At 64.2% G+C, this 18,018-nt stretch carries 15 protein-coding genes, 2 pseudogenes and 1 riboswitch; of the genes and pseudogenes, 12 read left to right on the plus strand and 5 right to left on the minus strand.

The genetic code is table 11. The features are described 5' to 3' along the window. A pseudogene (locus tag FJ419_RS18325) lies at positions 1–177 on the plus strand (IS4 family transposase); the annotation flags it as partial. A 90-nt stretch (positions 178–267) separates the two neighbouring features. Here FJ419_RS18325 and FJ419_RS18330 read toward each other — a convergent pair. Next, entirely contained in the window at positions 268–1,908 is a 1,641-nt protein-coding gene (locus tag FJ419_RS18330; protein ID WP_140696372.1) for an acyl-CoA synthetase, read from the minus strand. Positions 1,909–2,112: 204 nt separating this feature from the next. On the opposite strand from FJ419_RS18330, the gene FJ419_RS18335 reads away from it, so the two are divergent. From FJ419_RS18335 to FJ419_RS18355, 5 genes are all read left to right on the plus strand, one after another. Beyond that, positions 2,113–3,078: a sugar-binding transcriptional regulator gene (locus tag FJ419_RS18335; RefSeq protein ID WP_140696375.1), complete on the plus strand. Its 966-nt coding sequence runs from the start codon at positions 2,113–2,115 to the stop codon at positions 3,076–3,078. Positions 3,079–3,161: 83 nt separating this feature from the next. Next, positions 3,162–5,216 carry a bifunctional aldolase/short-chain dehydrogenase gene (locus FJ419_RS18340; protein WP_140696378.1) on the plus strand — a complete coding sequence of 685 codons (2,055 nt, stop codon included), beginning with the start codon at positions 3,162–3,164 and terminating at the stop codon, positions 5,214–5,216. A gap of 74 nt (positions 5,217–5,290) precedes the next feature. Further along, the gene (locus FJ419_RS18345; RefSeq protein ID WP_140696755.1) at positions 5,291–5,548 is read left to right on the plus strand and encodes a type II toxin-antitoxin system RelB/DinJ family antitoxin; all 258 of its coding nucleotides are present in this window, start codon (positions 5,291–5,293) and stop codon (positions 5,546–5,548) included. A 1-nt stretch (position 5,549) separates the two neighbouring features. Then, positions 5,550–5,822, plus strand: coding sequence for a type II toxin-antitoxin system YafQ family toxin (locus FJ419_RS18350; protein WP_140696381.1), 273 nt, complete (start codon positions 5,550–5,552; stop codon positions 5,820–5,822). A 266-nt stretch (positions 5,823–6,088) separates the two neighbouring features. Then, complete coding sequence (locus tag FJ419_RS18355) at positions 6,089–7,153, plus strand: D-alanine--D-alanine ligase family protein (RefSeq protein WP_140696385.1); 1,065 nt, start codon at positions 6,089–6,091, stop codon at positions 7,151–7,153. Positions 7,154–7,207: 54 nt separating this feature from the next. Here the strand turns inward: FJ419_RS18355 and FJ419_RS18360 are convergent. Beyond that, a pseudogene (locus FJ419_RS18360) lies at positions 7,208–8,709 on the minus strand (winged helix-turn-helix domain-containing tetratricopeptide repeat protein). Positions 8,710–8,890: 181 nt separating this feature from the next. Here FJ419_RS18360 and FJ419_RS18365 point away from each other — a divergent pair. Further along, positions 8,891–9,082 (plus strand): DUF1127 domain-containing protein, encoded by a 192-nt coding sequence (locus FJ419_RS18365; protein WP_140696758.1) that lies wholly within the window; start codon positions 8,891–8,893, stop codon positions 9,080–9,082. 74 nt (positions 9,083–9,156) lie between these two features. On the opposite strand, the gene FJ419_RS18370 is transcribed toward FJ419_RS18365, so the two are convergent. The 3 genes from FJ419_RS18370 to FJ419_RS18380 form a co-directional block, all read right to left on the minus strand. Next, positions 9,157–10,209, minus strand: coding sequence for a substrate-binding domain-containing protein (locus FJ419_RS18370; protein WP_140696388.1), 1,053 nt, complete (start codon positions 10,207–10,209; stop codon positions 9,157–9,159). Positions 10,210–10,244: 35 nt separating this feature from the next. Next, positions 10,245–11,240, minus strand: coding sequence for an ABC transporter permease (locus tag FJ419_RS18375; RefSeq protein ID WP_140696761.1), 996 nt, complete (start codon positions 11,238–11,240; stop codon positions 10,245–10,247). Positions 11,241–11,317: 77 nt separating this feature from the next. After that, the gene (locus tag FJ419_RS18380) at positions 11,318–12,829 is read right to left on the minus strand and encodes a sugar ABC transporter ATP-binding protein (protein ID WP_140696391.1); all 1,512 of its coding nucleotides are present in this window, start codon (positions 12,827–12,829) and stop codon (positions 11,318–11,320) included. Between the two features lie 136 nt (positions 12,830–12,965). Here FJ419_RS18380 and mtnK point away from each other — a divergent pair, with 136 nt between their 5' ends. The 5 genes from mtnK (at position 12,966) to FJ419_RS18405 (ending at position 17,992) form a co-directional block, all read left to right on the plus strand. Beyond that, positions 12,966–14,234, plus strand: a complete 1,269-nt coding sequence (gene mtnK / locus FJ419_RS18385; protein WP_140696394.1) for an S-methyl-5-thioribose kinase — start codon at positions 12,966–12,968, stop codon at positions 14,232–14,234. Then, entirely contained in the window at positions 14,231–15,325 is a 1,095-nt protein-coding gene (gene mtnA / locus FJ419_RS18390) for an S-methyl-5-thioribose-1-phosphate isomerase (RefSeq protein ID WP_140696399.1), read from the plus strand. The genes mtnK and mtnA overlap by 4 nt, the downstream gene beginning before the upstream one ends. A gap of 338 nt (positions 15,326–15,663) precedes the next feature. After that, positions 15,664–15,816: riboswitch (FMN riboswitch) on the plus strand. Between the two features lie 79 nt (positions 15,817–15,895). After that, positions 15,896–16,363, plus strand: a complete 468-nt coding sequence (locus FJ419_RS18395) for a 6,7-dimethyl-8-ribityllumazine synthase (protein ID WP_140696402.1) — start codon at positions 15,896–15,898, stop codon at positions 16,361–16,363. A 262-nt stretch (positions 16,364–16,625) separates the two neighbouring features. After that, positions 16,626–17,690 (plus strand): class II fructose-bisphosphate aldolase, encoded by a 1,065-nt coding sequence (gene fba / locus FJ419_RS18400; RefSeq protein WP_041005077.1) that lies wholly within the window; start codon positions 16,626–16,628, stop codon positions 17,688–17,690. A 143-nt stretch (positions 17,691–17,833) separates the two neighbouring features. After that, the gene (locus FJ419_RS18405) at positions 17,834–17,992 is read left to right on the plus strand and encodes a peptide ABC transporter permease (protein ID WP_140634712.1); all 159 of its coding nucleotides are present in this window, start codon (positions 17,834–17,836) and stop codon (positions 17,990–17,992) included. The last annotated feature ends 26 nt before the right edge of the window (positions 17,993–18,018 follow it).

Genomic DNA, 18,018 nt, shown 5'->3' on the forward strand with positions numbered 1-18,018 from the left:
CGCATCGCCGCCCGCGCCTGCCGCATCGCCATGCCCATCCTGCGCTTCACCGATCTGGTCACCCAATGCCTCTTCGAGCGCCGAAGAATCGAGGCCATCAACAAGCCGCCGCCGGTCAATCCGAGCCGCCGAATGGCCCGGACCTCCCCAAACCAGTTGGGCTTCGCATATGAATAACTTTCCCCGGACATCCCTGCCTCGTGGGGGAGATGTCCGGCAGGACAGAGGGGGGCGCTGTCCCGCCGACGTCGGCTTCGCCTCGCCGAACTACACCCCCTTCGCCATCTCCCGTAGCCTGAACTTCTGGATCTTCCCCGTCGAGGTCTTCGGGATTTCGGCAAACATCACCGCCTTCGGCACCTTGAAGCGCGCCAGCAGCCCTCGGCAGTGCTCGATGATCTCGGCCTCGGTCGCGCTCTTGCCGGGCTTCAGCTCGACATAGGCGACCGGGACCTCGCCCCATTTGTCATCCGCGCGGGCAACCACGCCGCAGGAGGCAACCGACGGATGCTTGTAGAGCGCGTCCTCGACCTCGATGGACGAGATGTTCTCGCCGCCCGAGATGATGATGTCCTTCGAGCGGTCCTTCAACTGGATATAGCCGTCCGGATGCATGACGCCGAGATCGCCGGAATGGAACCAGCCGCCGGCGAAGGCCTCGTCGGTCGCCTTGCGGTTCTTCAGATAGCCCTTCATGACGATGTTGCCGCGGAACATGACCTCGCCGATGGTCTCGCCGTCGGCCGGCGTCTCCGACATCGTCCCGGGATCCATCACCGCAAGACCTTCGAGCGCGGCATAGCGCACGCCCTGGCGCGCTTTCTTCTGCGTCCTCGGTCCCTTCTCCAGCGCGTCCCACTCATTGTGCCATTCGTTGACGACGGCCGGGCCGTAGGTTTCGGTCAGGCCGTAGAGATGGGTGACGGCAAAGCCGGCATCGGCCATGCCGGACAGCACGGCCTCCGGCGGGGGCGCTGCGGCGGTGTTGAAGGTGACGGTCTGCGCGAACTGCCGCTTGTCCTCGTCCTTGGCATTGATCAGCACCGACATGACGATCGGCGCGCCGCACAGATGCGTGACGCCGTGGTCGGCGATGGCGTCGTATATCGGCTTCGCCCGCACCCAGCGCAGGCAGACATGGGTGCCGGCCTGCACGGCCAAGGTCCAGGGGAAGCACCAGCCGTTGCAATGGAACATCGGCAGCGTCCAGAGATAGACCGCATGCTTGGCCATGCCGGCATGGATGGTGTTGGTATAGGCCATAAGTGCTGCGCCGCGATGGTGATAGACGACGCCCTTCGGATTGCCCGTGGTGCCGGAGGTGTAGTTGAGCGAGATGGCGTCCCACTCGTCATCGGGCATCGACCAGGCGAAGGTCTCGTCGCCAGCGGCGACGAACTCCTCGTAATCAGCTGAGCCGATCCGTTCGCCCTTCGGATAGGGCGCGTCGGCGGCATAGTCCGGATCGTCATAGTCGATGACCAATGGCTTCACCTTGGCCAAGGCCAGCGCGTCCTTGACGACACCCGAGAACTCGCGGTCGACGATCAGCACCTTGCTGTCGGCATGGTCGAGCTGGAACGCGATGACGGCGGCGTCGAGGCGGGTGTTCAGCGAATGAAGAACCGCCTTGGTCATCGGCACGCCGAAATGGGCTTCCAGCATCGGCGGCGTGTTGGACAACATCACCGTCACCGTATCGCCCTTGCCGACGCCACGTTTCGCAAGCGCCGAAGCGAGCTTCAGCGAGCGGCGCCAAAAGTCGCGATAGGTGATGCGCTGGTTGCCATGAATGATGGCGACATGGTCGGGATAGGTCTTGGCCGCGCGCTCAAGATAGGTGAGCGGCGTCAGCGGCTGGTGGTTGGCAGCGTTCCTGTCGAGATCCTGTTCGTAGGGATTGGCCATCCCGTTCTCCCCGATGTTCTTTTCGAGCTTTCTAACCTTAGGCCCGCCGTCACGCTATCCCCCTGCCGCGGCTGAAAATGCTATGCTGCGCCGGCTTGGTGGAATGGCGATCCGGATTGGGCCGCGCCGCGGGACGATCGCAGCTCGCGCAGGCAAATTTGACTTTTGTCGAGAGCCGTGACTAATGTCAGCCAAGGAGGCGGCATGGCGATCAGACCGGCAGAACAGCTCATCCACAAGGCCGCCTGGCTTTACTATGCGCATGGCCTGCGTCAGGACGAAGTGGCGAGCCAGCTCAACATTTCTCGCGCCTCGGTCGCCATGTATCTGCGCAAGGCGCGCGAGACCGGCATCGTCAACATCTCGACCTCGACCCAGCTCTTCACCGACGACATCATGGCGCGCAAGGTTGAAGACGCCTTCGGGCTCGACGCCGTCTGGATCGCGCCGGAAAATGCTTACCTCGCCGATCCCTCGACCGATATCGCCGTGCTTGCGGCGAGCGTCTTTCTCGAGCTGGTAAAAAAAGGCGACCGCATCGGCGTCGCCTGGGGCCGCACCGTCTACACCATTGCCGACATCATGTCCTATGCCGACCTGCAGGACGTCACCGTGGTGCAGCTCTGCGGCAATCTCGGCGCGCCCTATTCCTACCGGCCCGACCAGTGCACGATGGAGATCGCGCGACGGCTGAATGCCAAGGGCCTCAACTTCTACGCCCCGCTGGTTCTGTCGACGGAAGGCCTGGCGCAAGGTTTGCGCGCCGAGCCGGTGATCCGCGACCAGCTGGCCGGCATCGCCGATTGCGATCTGGCGCTTTATTCGGTGGGCGCGGTCGACGCCGACAGCCATCTGGTGAAATGCGGCGCGCTGTCGCCGGCCGAGATGGAAGCGTTGCGCAGCCAAGGTGCCGCCGGCGTCATCGCCGGGCAGATCATCGACACCAGGGGCGAAGTGCTCGACTGCAGCTACAACAGGCGCGTCATTTCCGCCGAGCTCGCCTCGCTACGCGCCATCGAGAAGCAACTGATGGTGGTGCAGGAAGACACCAAGTTCGAGCCGCTGCTTGCGGCCATCGCCGGCGGGCTGTGCACGCATCTGGTGGTCGGCGCGCATATGGCCGAGCGCCTGCTCCAGCACGCCGGCGCGGCAACGAAAAAGGCCTCGTAGAAAACCACCCTCGCCGCTTCTGTCATCACGACGTCGCGGCCTTCTGTTCCTGAGCAAGAAAAGACGGAATCGGACGGATCGACATGCAGAACCTTTGGAATGACGCCGACGCGGAAAAGATGGTTGCCGACTACGCCAGGAAGGGCGTCGGCCGGGACCTTGCGCTGCGCGTCTACACGACCCGGCTGCTCGGCGGCGAGCCGCGCCTGGTGCTGCATGGCGGCGGCAACACCTCCTGCAAGACCAAAGCCACCGATCTGGTCGGCGACGAATGGGACGTGCTCTGCGTCAAGGGCAGTGGTTGGGACATGGCCGTCATCGAACCGCAAGGCCTGCCGGCGGTGAAGATGGGCGCGCTGCTCAAGGCGCGCTCTTTGGACAAGCTCTCCGACGAGGACATGGTGGCGCTGCAGCGCTCCAACCTCATCGATCCGTCCTCGCCCAACCCGTCGGTCGAAACGCTGCTGCATGCCTTTCTGCCTCACCGTTTTGTCGATCACACGCATTCGACGGCGATCCTGGCCATCGTCGACCAGGAAGACAGCAAGCCGCTGATCAAGACCGTGTTCGGCGACAAGATGGGTTACGTGCCCTACATCAAGCCGGGCTTCGACCTCGCCAAGGCCGCGGCGGAAGTCTTCGACGCCGACCAAAAAGTCGACGGCCTCATCCTCGACAAGCACGGCATCTTCACCTTCGGCGACGATGCCAAGCGGGCCTATGACCGCATGATCCACTATGTGACCATGGCCGAGGACTATGTCGCCAGGAACGGCAAGCCGCAGCCGGCCAAGGCAGCATTGCCGGCAAAGCTTGCCAAGCCCAGCGACATCGCGCCGACGCTGCGCGGTGCCGTTGCCGTGGCGCGCGGCGAAGGCCGCTTCGACCGCATGATCAGCGACTTCCGCACCTCGGACGCGATCGTCGACTTCATCAATTCCGCCAAGATCGCCGAGCTGGCCGGGCGCGGCGTTTCGACGCCGGACCTGTCGATCCGCATCAAGACCGGGCCGATGGCGGTACCGGCGCCCGACGTGGACAAGCTCGGCGATTACAAGGCTGTCATCCGCAGCCATGTCGATGCCTTCGTCAAGGACTACACCGCCTATTTCGAGACCAATGACGCGCTGGACGACGTCAAGCGCACCATGCTCGACCCGATGCCGCGCCTGACGCTGGTGCCGGGCCTCGGCATGTTCGGCCATGGCCGCACGCTCAAGGATGCCAAGATCGCGTCGGATGTCGGCGAGATGTGGATCGAGGCGGTGCGCGGCGCGGAAGCCATCGGCAATTTCCATCCGCTCTCCAAGGCCGATCTCTTCCCGCTCGAATACTGGTCGCTCGAGCAGGCCAAGCTCGCTTCGAACAAGCCGAAGCCGCTGACCGGCCAGGTGGTGCTGATCACCGGCGGCGCCGGCGCCATCGGCGCCGCGACGGCAAAGCTGTTCGCCGCCAACGGCGCCCATGCGGTGATCGTTGACCTCGATCCCGCCAAGGCCGCGGAAGCGGCGAAGGCGGCCGGCAACAACTCGATCGGCGTCGGCGCCGACATCACCAAGCCTGCCGAGATGCGCGCCGCCTTCGACAAGGCGGTCGCCATCTATGGCGGCGTCGACATCCTGGTCTCGAATGCGGGTGCAGCCTGGGAAGGCCGCATCGGCGAATTGGACGACGCCGCGCTGCGCAAGAGCTTCGAGCTCAATTTCTTCGCCCACCAGTCGGCGGCGCAGAACGCAGTGCGCATCATGCTGGAACAGGGCACGGGCGGCGTGCTGCTGTTCAACACCTCCAAGCAGGCGATCAATCCCGGCCCGAAATTCGGCGCATACGGCATCCCGAAAGCCGCGACATTGTTCCTGTCGCGGCAATATGCGCTTGACTACGGCGCGCATGGCATCCGTTCCAATGCGGTCAATGCCGACCGCATCCGCTCGGGTCTCTTGACCGACGCGATGATCGCCAGCCGGTCCGGCGCCCGCGGCTTGTCTGAAAAGGAATACATGTCCGGCAATCTGCTCGGGCAGGAAGTGACGGCCGACGACGTCGCGCAGGCCTTCCTGCACCAGGCGCTGGCCGAACGCACCACGGCGGATGTGACGACGGTCGACGGCGGCAACATCGCGGCAGCGCTGCGCTAATGCCAGTCCTGTAAAACTGCAGGCTTGCGGGAATGCCCTTTTGTAGCTACATTGTAGCTGAAAAGGAGTCGGATATGGCAACAGATACGGTAGTCCGCGCCCGGATCGATAGCGCAACCAAGGATCAGGCCACGGAAGCCTTGGCGGCTATGGGCCTGTCGGTTTCCGACGCCATTCGCCTGCTGCTGGTCCGTGTCGCCGCCGACAAGGAATTTCCCTTTCCGGTGAAAGTCCCGAACGCAACCACACGAAAGGCCATGGCCGAATTGGAGAAGGGCAAAGGCAAGCGTTTCGCCTCGGCCGAAGAGTTGTTCAAGGATCTGGAAATCTGACATGTTGATCCCCGTTCGCTCCGGGCAATTTCGCCGGGATGTGAAGCGTATGGAGAAGCGTGGCAAAGACCTTGGCAAATTGCGTGAGATATTGGGTCTCCTGATCGGCGAGCATCAACTGCCGCCGATTTACAAGGACCACCCGCTGAAAGGCGAATGGAATGGCTATCGCGATGCTCACATCGAACCGGATTGGCTTTTGATCTACCGCGTTGCTAATGACGAACTGCAGCTTGCACGAACCGGTTCTCATTCGGACCTTTTCAACGAGTGAGGGCCGCGACTGACGGTGGCAACATCGCGGCCGCGCTGCGCTGACCAGGCAGAGGCACCCACTTCTGGAGCGGTTCACCGTTCTACGAAAACGACGACCGCTCCGTCTCCCTGTTGACGCCGTTCCGGACTGAAGGCCTTTCGCGTTTCTGCTGAAGAACTGCTCGTACCCGTCAAAATCCACTCCAATCCTTCGCGTATTGCTCAGCCAAGGGGCGCCTCGTGTTTCGCATGGGGCTCCAACGTTGATCATTGGTGGAGCTCCAGATGGCGGCTACAAGACTTCGTATCGGCGTGCTCTTCGGCGGGCGCTCCGCCGAGCATGAAGTATCGCTGCTTTCGGCAACCAACGTCATGGCTGCTTTGGAGCTGGCGAAATACGACGCCGTGCCGATCTTCGTCACCCGCGAAGGGCAATGGCTGCTGAGCCGCTTCGAGGATGGCGCGCTGGCGACGCCGTCGGCCGGCACGCAGCTCTGCCTGGTGCCGGGCGGCCATGGACGGATGCTGGCGATCCCTGCCGGCGGCGTGCCCCACGACCTGCCCGCCATCGATATCCTGTTTCCGGTCCTGCACGGCCCGCATGGCGAGGACGGCGCGGTGCAGGGCCTGGCCGAGGTGGCGCGCGTGCCGCTCGCCGGCTGCGGCATCCTCGGCTCCGCGACGGCACTCGACAAGGATATCGCCAAGCGGCTGCTGAAAGCGGCCGGATTGCCTGTCGCGCGCTCGGTGACGATCGGTGAAGGTGCCGCGCCTTCGCTCGCCGAACTGGAAGACCAACTCGGCCTGCCGCTGTTCATCAAGCCGGCGCGGCAGGGCTCGTCGGTCGGCGTCGCGAAGGTCAATGCCAGCCAGGAGTTCGATCGGGCCCTGGCCGAAGCCTTCCAACATGATCGCAAGCTGCTGGCAGAGGAATTCGTTCGTGGCCGCGAGATCGAATTCAGCGTGCTGGAGAACCCCGCGGGGGAACTCTTCGTCTCGCGGCCGGGCGAGATCGTGCCTGCGCAGAGCCACGGTTTCTACAACTACAACGCCAAATATATCGACGAGAATGGCGCGGCACTGATCGTGCCAGCCGAGCTGCCGCAGGAGGTCGAGGATGCCATGCGCGATGCGGCTGCAAGGGCGTTCAGGGCGCTCGGTTGCGAGGGCATGGCCCGCGTCGACTTCTTCCTGATGCCGGACATGAATTTCCTGATCAACGAGCTCAACACCATTCCCGGCTTCACCAACATCAGCATGTACGCCAAGGAGATGGCGGCGAGCGGCGTCAGCTATCCGGAGGTCATCGACCGTCTGGTGGCGCATGGGCTGGCGCGCGCCGGCCGGTGAGAAAAATCTGAGGATTCAAAATCTCGGCAGCGGCCGGTTGGCTGCGTCGTAGCATCACTCCGGCAGGCCAGCCTTGCGGAAGCCGTCGACGAAATGCTCAAGCATCGCGTCGTCGCGGAACGGCTCCGTCTCAACCCAGCGCTGCGTGGAGAAATGCGGATTGCCGACGAGGAACAGCGCGACCTCTGTGCGCGCCTCGTCGAGACGGCCGAGCTGCGCCAGGCTTGCCGCCAGAAAGCGGCGCGAACTCGTGCGGTAGGTCTCGTCGCGACGCAGCGTCTCGACGGCGGCCTCATAGTCACGGGCCGCATACTGTGCCTGGCCGAGCGTCAGATAATACCAGCTCGGCGGAAAGGGGTTGAGCCGGAAGGCCTTGCGGATGTGCTCCAGGCCTTTGTCCACCCGCCCGCCCAGCACGTCGATATCGGACAATGTCGCCCAGATATCCGCCTCGTTCGGGTCGAGCTCGATCGCCTTGGCGAATTCCGCCTCGGACCGTTCGAAATCGCGTTCATAGGCAAGAAGATTCGCCAGAACCCAGCGGCAACCGGCATCGTTGGGATCGATCGCCACAGCCTTGCGCGCCAGTTCCAGGGCCGTGCTGCGGGCAGGCTCGAACGGCTCGCCCCAATGCACCAGCCCATCCAGTGGTTCATCGCAAGCCAGCGATAGGCCTCGGCGTAGTCCGGGTCGAGCGAAACCGCACGCGTCAGCATCAGATGCGCTTCGCGCGCCATTTGCGGTGACTCGTCGAACAATTTTCGCGCCCGCACGAGATCATAGGCTTCGAGATTCTTCGGCCGGTTGCGCTCCGGCAACGCGCGCAGCCGCCCAAGCAGCGCCTCGACGATCTTGGCCGTCGCCTCGTCCTGAACGGCGAAAATATCCTCAAGGCTGCGATCGAAACGCTCCGCCCAGAGATGCTCGCCGCTCAGCGCATCGATCAGCTGCGCGTTGATGCGCACGCGCCCAGCGGCGCGCCTGGCGCTGCCTTCCAGCAGGTAGCGCACGCCAAGCTCCCCGGCGATGGCGCGCACGTCCATGGCCTTGCCCTTGTAGGCAAAGACCGAGTTGCGCGCGATGACAAAGAGGCCCGGGATCCGGGAGAGATCGGTGATCAGGTCTTCGGTCAGGCCGTCGGCGAAAGAGTCCTGCTCGGGATCGCTGCTCAGATTGACGAAGGGCAGCACGGCGATCGATGGTTTGTCGGGCAGCGGCAAGGGTTTGCGTGTGGCGTCGGGCCGTTCGACGGTACCTGTGAAGCGGTAGCCGACGCGCGGCACCGTGGCGATCCATTCACCGCCACCGGTCGCCGGACCAAGCAGCTTCCTGAGCTGCGCGATCTGGACGGTGAGATTGCCTTCCTCGACCGCGGTGCCCGGCCAGGCTGCGTCCATCAGTTCGGCCTTGGCCAGGATTTCGCCTGGACGCGCGACGAGGGCCTCCAGCAGCTTCAGCCCGCGATGGCCGGCGGCGACGGGAACATCGCCCCGGAGCAGCGTTCCCGCACCCGGATCAAGCACGAACGGTCCGAAAGCGAAGCGCGATCCCTGCATGCGGCGATCTATAGCCGATTTGGAAGTTTTGAGAACTATTTGGGACGGCTTAATTACGCCGCCGGCCGACTGCGGCACACTGCGATCTCAATCAAGTCGAGGGTTTCAAAACCCTCATTCGATGGAGGTTGCCATGAACGATAGCTTCACGCCCTCTACGTGTCTGGCGGCGGCGCCGGCAATGCGCTCAAGGCGCGGGCGCTTTAGCCTGGCGGCCTTGCGCAGCCTTATCGCCGAGCGGCGCAAGCAGGCCTATTTCCGCTTCGAGCTCAAGCGCATGGCGACGGACAATCCGCATCTGATCGACGACATCGGGCTGACCAGAAAAGAGGTCGAGGCGGAGATCGCGAAGCTGCCCTTCTGGCAGCGATAAGACTGACTCGGACCGGCTGAAAAGGCAGAGAGCGGCCCATTGGACCGCTCTCTTCATTTGCGACCGTCCGAACCTTACTTGGCGTTCGGGTTCGGCATCCAGGCAGGCATCGCGACATCGGCATGGGCGAACTGCGGCAGCTTGGCCGACAGGTCCTCCATGTTCTTGATGTCCTTGTCGATCAGCTCCTTCTGGGTGATCAGCGTCGGCGGCACGATGACGTTGTGGCCGGGATCCTCGCCGGCGAGCAACTGCGCCAGCGCACGCACCGAGACCTGGCCGACGACGGCCGGGTTGGTGGCGGCGGTCGCCGCCCAGGCGCTGTCCGGCTCGCGCATGGCGGCGATGTCGGAGGTCGAGATGTCGGCCGAATAGATCTTGATGCCCTTGTTCAGGCCCGCCTCGTCGACGGCGATCTTCACGCCCTTGGCGAACTCGTCATAAGGCGCGAACATCACCTTGATGTCGGGATGCGCCTGCAGCACCGAGCGCGCCTGGTTGGCGACGGAGTTGGCGATCGGGTTGTCGAGCGTGCCGAACATCGCGACCTCGCTGATGCCCGAATATTTCTTCTTCACGTCGACCCAGGTCTCGTTGCGTCGGTCGAGCGGGGCGATGCCGGCGACATAGACATAGCCGGCCTTCCAGCTCTCGCCATTGTCCTTGACCGCCTGCTCGAGCGCCAGCTTGGCAAGGTCTTTGTCCGACTGCTCGATCTGCGGGATCTTCGGGTTCTCGACATTGACGTCGAAGGCGACGACCTTGATGCCGGCGTCAACAGCGCGCTGGGCGGCGTCCTTCATCGATTCCGTCAGGCCGTGCTGGATGATGATGCCCTGCACGCCGAGGGCGATGGCCTGGTCGACCATGTCGGCCTGGAGCGCCGCATCCTGTCGGCTGTCCAGCACGCGCAGGTCAACGCCGAGGGCCTTGGCCTGCGCCTCGACACCGGAGAGATAGGCCTGGAAGAAGTCGCCGGTCGACAGATAGCGCACCAGCGCGATCTTGACGCCGGGCTTATCGAACGGCGCCGGACGGTCCGCGGCAAGCGCCGTTCCCTGCATCAGCAGCGCCGCACCGGCGAGGCCGAGTGCCGCCTTCCCCAAAAGTCTTCTTGTGATGCTCACTTCGTTTTCCTCCATTTGTTATGCCCCGGTCGAAACTATCTCTTGCCCCTGCCGGAAAGGGCGAAGGTGAAGACAAGGGCGACGACAAGCACCGCGCCCTTGACGAAATCTTGCGTGTAGTAAGGCGCGTTCATCATCGTCAGGCCTTGCAGCAGGACGCCGACGAACACCGCGCCGACAGCCGTGCCGAAGGCGTTTGGCTTGGCGGCGCCGAGCACCGCGTAGCCGATGAGCGCCGCCGCGACTGCGTCGAGCAACAGATTATTACCCGAGGCGATGTCGCCGCGTCCAAGTCGGGCGGCGAGCAAAATCCCGCCGATCGAGGCAAAAACTCCCGAAATCACATAAGCCCAGATCTTGTATGCCTTGACAGGCGCGCCGGCGAGCTCGGCCGCCCTCTCATTGCTGCCGACGGCATACATCATGCGGCCGAAGCGGGTGTATTCGAGGAAGAACCAGATCAGCACCGCGAGCACGACGAGCACGACGACCGAAACCGGGATCAGGCTCGGGATGAAGAAGTCGATGCGGTGGCGGCCGAGCGCCAGGAAGGCTTCCGAAAACTTGCCGTTGGCGACCGAGCCGTCGGGCATGGTCATGCCGGTGGCGATCGAGCGGCCTTCCGTCGGAATGCGCTGCAGGCCGAGCAGCAGGAACATCATGCCGAGCGTCGCCAGCAGATCGGGCACGCGCATATAGACGATCAGCCAGCCATTGATCAGGCCGACGATGACGCCGATGACCAGGCAGGCGATGACGGCGACGATCGCGTTCTGTTCCAGCACGACCATGGCGTAGGATGCCGCCATCATGGCGCTGGTGGCGACCGAGCCGATCGAGAGATCAAAGCCGCCGACGACGAGCGTCGCGGTGACGCCGAGCGCCAGCACGCCGGTGATGGCCACCGACTGGAAGATGAACACAGCGCTTTGCGGCGAGGCGAAGCCGTCGGCGGCGACCGCGAAATAGGCGATCAACCCGACCAGCAGGACGATGAAGCCGTAGCGGATGGCGTAATCGCGCAACGTCATCGAACGCTCCCGCGCCGTCGCCTTGCCCGCCAAACTGGAACTCATGCCTGCACTCCGAGTCTCGTCATCCTGCGATCTCACGCCGCGCTATGAAGCGGTCCGCCGGCCACTTCCGCCAGCAGCCGGTCGAGATCGATGTCATCGTTGCGGTGCTCGCCGACGATCGTGTGTTCCGACATCACCAGGATGCGGTCGGCGGTCTCCAGCGCCTCGTCGAGCTCGGTGACGAAGACGAGCGTCGCGCGGCCGTCGGCGCTTGCCCTCAGCTTGGCGGCGATGTCGCGACGCGCCGAAATGTCGACACCCTGGAAAGGCTCGTCGAGGATGAAGAGGCGCGAGGCCTGCGACATCCAGCGCGCCACCATCACCTTCTGCTGGTTGCCGCCGGAAAGCGCCGACAGCTCGTCCTTCTCCGAGCGGCAGACGATGCCGAGCTCGTCGATCTGGCGGCGAGCAGCGGCGCGCTCGGCGCGCTTCTTCATGACGCCGAGGTCCGACATGCGTTTGAGGAACGGCAGGCTGATGTTGCGTTCGATGTTGAAGCCGCCAACGATGCCGCTCGCGGCGCGGTCCTTGGCGACAAGGAAGACGCCGGCGGCGATCGCCTCGCGCGCCGAGCCCGGCGCGTAGGGCTTGCCGTCCATATGCATGCTGCCGGCGAGCGGCCGGCGCACGCCGAACAGCGTCTCCGCCAAAGCCGTCTTGCCGACGCCGACCAAGCCGGTGATCGCCACCACCTCGCCGGCGCCGAGCGTCATCGAGATCGGTCTCGATCCTTGCGCGAGCCGCAACCCCTCGGCGAAGAAGACAGCTCGAGCCGAGCTTCTGGCAACCACCTTGTCGAGATGGATCTTGCGGCCGAGCATGGCGTTGACGGCGCCCTCATAGTCGAGCGGCTTGTTGTCGAAAACGCCGGAGACGACGCCGTCGCGCATCGACACGATGCGATCGGCCAGCCGCCTGATGTCGGACATGCGGTGCGAGATATAGAGGATGGCCACGCCCTGCCCGCGCAGCCGGTCGATCAGCGAGAACAACCGATCGGCCTCGGCGCTCGACAGCGAGGAGGTCGGCTCGTCGAGGATCAACACCTTGGGCTGATGTGCCATGGCGCGGGCGATGGCCACCATCTGCCGATCCGCCAACGACAAGTCGCTGACGCGCGCCTTGAGGTCGATGGCAAGTCCCATGCGGTCGGCGACGGCTCTCGCCTCGGCGCGGACATTGGCAGGCTTGAAAAGCAACGACGCGCCTTTGCCGCTCAGCCGGTCGAGCGTCAGATTGGTGGCGACGTCGAGGTCGGCGACGACGCCGTCATTGATGTTCTGGTGCACGGTGACGACGCCGGCGCGAATGGCTTCGGCGGGGGTTTGCGGGTCGAAGGCCTTGCCGGCGAGCCGCATCGAGCCGGCGCCGTGTTCGTAGACGCCGCTGACGATCTTGACCAGGGTGGATTTGCCGGCGCCGTTGGCGCCCATGAGCACGGTCACCTCGCCCGCAAAGAGGTCGAGCGAGATGCCGCCAAGCACCTCGTTCTGGCCGAAGGATTTCCTCAGGCCCTCCACATGGAACACGGCATCTGCGCCCATCCATTCCTCCCGGATCGTGACGCTATGGGCTCATTCGGCAATTGTCAACACGATTGACATTTGCCAGAGCGCTTCCTAGCTTGGCCCCGCCGCCGTGGCTCCGCTATCGTCGGAAACCACGCGCAGGAGGGAGAGCATGACCGGGAAGTTCGAAGCATTGTCGGTGGAGACGCTGCCGAAGCGCCTTGGCGAGACCGCGGCGCTAACCGAGCGCATCGGCAGCGACATCAGCCGCTGGAAGGTACGCGAGGTCGGCGACGGCAATCTGAACCTCGTCTTCATCGTCGAAGGCGATCAAGGCGCGGCGGTGGTCAAGCAGGCGCTGCCCTATGTGCGGCTGGTCGGCGACAGCTGGCCGCTGCCCTTAAAACGCTCCTTCTTCGAATATCATGCGCTGACCCGGCAGGAGCGCCGTGCGCCCGGCTCGGTGCCAGCGATCTACCATTTCGACGAGAGCCAGGCGCTGATCGTGATGGAGTATCTGGCGCCGCCGCACATCATCCTCAGGCGCGCGCTCATCGACGGCCGCGAATTGCCGAATATCGCACGCGACATCGGCCTGTTCATGGCGCGCACACTGTTCCGCGGCTCCGACCTGTCGATGGCAGCCAAGGAGCGCAAGGCCGATCTCGCGCTGTTCGCCGACAATGTCGAGCTCTGCGACATCACCGAGAACCTGGTGTTCTCCGACCCCTATTTCGACGCCAAGATGAACCGGCATACCTCGCCGCAGCTCGACGGCCTGGTCGCCGAGCTGCGCGCCGACCGCGACCTCAAGGTCGAGGCGCAGCGGCTGAAGCATCTGTTCGCCGCCAATGCCGAGACGCTGCTGCATGGCGACCTGCATTCCGGCTCTATCATGGTGACCGACAGCGAGACCCGGATGATCGATCCGGAATTCGCCTTCTACGGCCCGATCGCCTTCGATGTCGGGATGCTGCTTGCCAATTTCTGGATGGCCTTCTTCTCGCAACGCGGCCACGAGGAGAAGGGCAGCCGCGACTCCATGCGCGCCTATCTGCTCGGCGTCACGGCTGAGACCTGGGCGACCTTCCGCGCCGAGTTCTCGCATCTGTGGCGGACCGTGCGGACGGGTATCCTCTACCAGAAGAGCCTGTTCGAGGATCAGGGCGACCTGCTCGGCTCCGAGCAGGCGCTCGACCACATGCTGCATTCCATCTGGACCGACCTGCTCGGCTTTGCCGGCATCGAGGTGCACCGGCGCATCCTGGGCCTCGCCCACAATGCCGATTTCGAGACCATTGCCGATCAAAACCTGCGCGCCAGATGTGAAGCCAAGGCCTTGCGCTTCGGACGCCATATCGCCGTCAACCGGCGTCAGATCCACAGCATCGACGAGGTCAACAAGCTGGCCGCGCTGATCGAACAGGAGAAGAGCCTTTGAACGTCGGCGAACGCCACTATCGCACCATCTGGCTCAGCGACGACAAGCGCTCGGTCGAGATCATCGACCAGCGCTGGCTGCCGCATGAATTCCGCATCGAGAAGATCGGAAGCGTCGCCGGCATCGCCACCGCGATCCGCGACATGTGGGTGCGCGGCGCGCCGCTGATCGGCGTCACCGCCGCCTATGGCGTCGCCATCCAGATGAAAGACGATCCGTCGGACGAAGCGCTCGATGCGGTGTGGGAGACGCTGCACCGGACACGGCCGACGGCCATCAATCTGCGCTGGGCGCTGGACGAGATGCGCCGGCACCTCAAGCCGCTCGCGCCGGTGGAACGCGCTGAAGCGGCCTACAAGCGCGCCGCGGAGATCGCCGACGAGGATGTCGGGCTGAACCGCGCCATCGGCGAGAACGGGCTTGCCATCATCAGGGAGATTGCGGCGCGCAAGCAGCCGGGCGAGAGCGTCAACATCCTCACCCATTGCAACGCCGGCTGGCTGGCGACGGTCGACTACGGCACCGCCACCGCGCCTATCTACCTGGCGACCGAGGCCGGCATTCCGGTGCATGTCTATGTCGACGAGACGAGGCCGCGCAACCAGGGCGCCCAGCTGACCGCCTGGGAGATGGCCGGGCACGGCGTGCCGCACACGCTGATCGTCGACAATGCCGGCGGCCACCTGATGCAGCGCGGCGACATCGACATGGTGATCGTCGGCACCGACCGCACCACGGCCAATGGCGACGTCTGCAACAAGATCGGCACCTATCTCAAGGCACTTGCGGCTGCCGACAATAACGTGCCCTTCTATGTCGCGCTCCCCTCGCCCACAATCGACTGGACAGTGGCCGACGGGCTGAAGGAAATCCCGATCGAGCAGCGCTCCGGCGACGAGGTCTCGCTGGTGTGGGGGAAGACGGCTGACGGCAAGATCGCGCAGGTGCGGGTCTCACCGGATGCGACACCGGCGGCGAACCCAGCCTTCGACGTGACGCCGGCAAAGTTGGTGACCGGGCTGATCACCGAGCGCGGCGTGGCCAAGGCCTCGCGCGAGGGGCTGAAGGCGATGTTTCCCGAGCGTGGGTGACTAGCTGATCTCCCCCCTCGTGGGGGAGATGGCCGGCAGGCCAGAGGGGGGCGCTGTCCCGCCGACGCGTCTATCCTTGTGTTCCTCGCCCCCGCCAACTTTGGTGGGGGGAGAGATGTCCGCGACGCGGACGGAGAGGGGGTCTTCGTGGGGCGCTCCCCTCTCCGTCTCGGCTCGCCGAGCCACCGCTCCCCACATTCGTGGGCGAGGAACCTTGATCCTGCCCCGCCGCGATCCTTCTCGCCCCCCTCTTCCCTGCCGGGCATCTCCCCCACGAGGGGGGAGATCGGCTAATCATCAATTGACAGCGCCACCCTGCTCTCCCATAAAACGTGCGTTAATGTTCTCAGGGCGGGGTGAAAGTCCCCACCGGCGGTAAGGGCGATTTCGATCGCTCAAGCCCGCGAGCGCCTTCCGCGTAAACGGAAGGGTCAGCAGATCCGGTGCGATTCCGGAGCCGACGGTTACAGTCCGGATGGAAGAGAACGTACGCAGAAGACGGTCCGCTCGCGCGGACCGCATTTTTGCGTCGTGCGTCCTGATTCTGGTTCGAAACGGAAGGAAGGACCCATGAATCAGCATTTCCTCAAAGACCATACTGCCCGTCGTGTCGCCGTCATCCGGGCGCGTTGGCATGCCGATATAGTCGACCAATGCGTGACGGCCTTCGAGACGGAGCTTGCCGCGCTCGGCGGCTTTGCCGTCGAGGTCTTCGACGTGCCGGGCGCTTACGAGATTCCGCTGCACGCCAAGACGCTTGCCGAGACCGGCCGTTACGCCGCGATCCTCGGCGCCGCCTTCGTCGTCAATGGCGGCATCTACCGGCACGATTTCGTGGCGAGCGCCGTCATCGACGGCATGATGAATGTGCAGCTCGCGACCGGCGTGCCGGTGCTGTCGGCGGTGCTGACGCCGCACAATTTTCACGATAGCGCCGAGCATCGCCGATTCTTCCACGAGCATTTCACCGTGAAGGGCAAGGAAGCGGCGAAAGCCTGCGTCGAGATCCTCGCCGCGCGCGCAAAGATCGCTGCCTAATGCATGTCGCCCAGAAGTGCGCAGCGGTTTTGGGAGACCGACATGCATGAGAGCAAAAAACCTAAAGCGCGGCGCCTGAATCTGTTTCAGCGCGACGCGCTTTAGCCCCGACAAGGCCGGATTTCAGCCCTGCAACAAGAATTGCGGCCGAAAAGGCTCCGAAAGGTTGCGGTAGCTCCGAAATCCAGCCAGAAGCAACGGGACCGCCCGCCCGGGCGGCCTTTTCAAACACGGGCTTGAACCAGATACGGGAGACTATTCGTTGGCTCGCATCACACTGAGACAATTGCTCGACCATGCCGCCGAACATGGCTATGGCGTGCCTGCCTTCAACATGAACAATATGGAACAGGGGCTCGCCATCATGGAGGCGGCCGAGGAGACCAAGTCGCCGGTCATCCTGCAGGCCAGCCGCGGCGCGCGCGCCTATGCCAATGACGTGGTGCTGGCCAAGCTGATCGACGCGCTGGTCGAGATCCATCCCGACATCCCGGTCTGCATGCATCTCGACCACGGCAACAACGAAGCGACCTGCGTCACCGCCATCCAGTATGGCTTCACCTCGGTGATGATGGACGGCTCGTTGAAGGAAGACGGCAAGTCACCGGCCGACTACGCCTATAATTCCGGCATCACGCGCCGCGTCGTCGACATGGCGCATTGGGGCGGCGTCTCGGTGGAAGGCGAGATCGGCGTGCTGGGCTCTCTGGAGAGCGGCGGCGGCGAGCAGGAAGACGGCCACGGCGTCGAAGGCGCGATCAGCCACGACCAGTTGCTGACCGACCCGGTGCAGGCCGAGCAGTTCGTGCGCGACACGCATGTCGACGCGCTGGCGGTCGCCATGGGCACCAGCCACGGCGCCTATAAATTCTCGCGCAAGCCGGACGGCGCGGTGCTGGCGATGAACGTGATCGAGGAGATCCACCGCCGCCTGCCCAACATGCATCTGGTCATGCACGGCTCGTCCTCGGTGCCGGAAGAGCTGCAGGAGATCATCAACAAATATGGCGGCCAGATGAAGCCGACCTGGGGCGTGCCGGTGGAAGAGATCCAGCGCGGCATCAAGCATGGCGTGCGCAAGATCAACATCGATACCGACAACCGCATGGCGCTGACCGGCGCGATCCGCAAGGTGCTGACCGAGAACCCGTCGGAGTTCGATCCGCGCAAATATCTGACGCCGGCGATGGCGGCGATGAAGAAGCTCTGCAAGGAGCGCTTCGAGCAGTTCGGCACCGCCGGAAACGCGCCGAAGATCAAGCCGATCCCGCTGGCCGACATGGCCAAGCGCTACAAGTCGGGCAGCCTCGACCCGAAATTCGGCTGAGCCAACTTCCCGCGGCCGGTTTTCAGCCGGTCGCGGTAGCCGGCCCTGCCCCGCCTCAGCATCCGCGTGGCGGAACTTCATGCCGGCCAAAACGGTTCCTGCTCTGACGCCTCCCGTGCCCGCTCACAGGGAAGGAGACAACCATGAGCAAGGACCGCGATAGCGAAGGTCCGGTATTTTCCGGGCAGGACGCGCGACAGGGCGAAATCATCCTGCGCACGCGCACCCGTCGCATCATCTTCATCGCCGGGCTGGTCGGCATCGTCGTGCTGGCGCTGGTGCTGAGCATCGCCGTCCGGTGAGGCGATTCGCGCATGATGGAGTAGCG

This window comes from Mesorhizobium sp. B2-6-2 (genome assembly GCF_006440615.1).
Classification (GTDB): domain Bacteria; phylum Pseudomonadota; class Alphaproteobacteria; order Rhizobiales; family Rhizobiaceae; genus Mesorhizobium.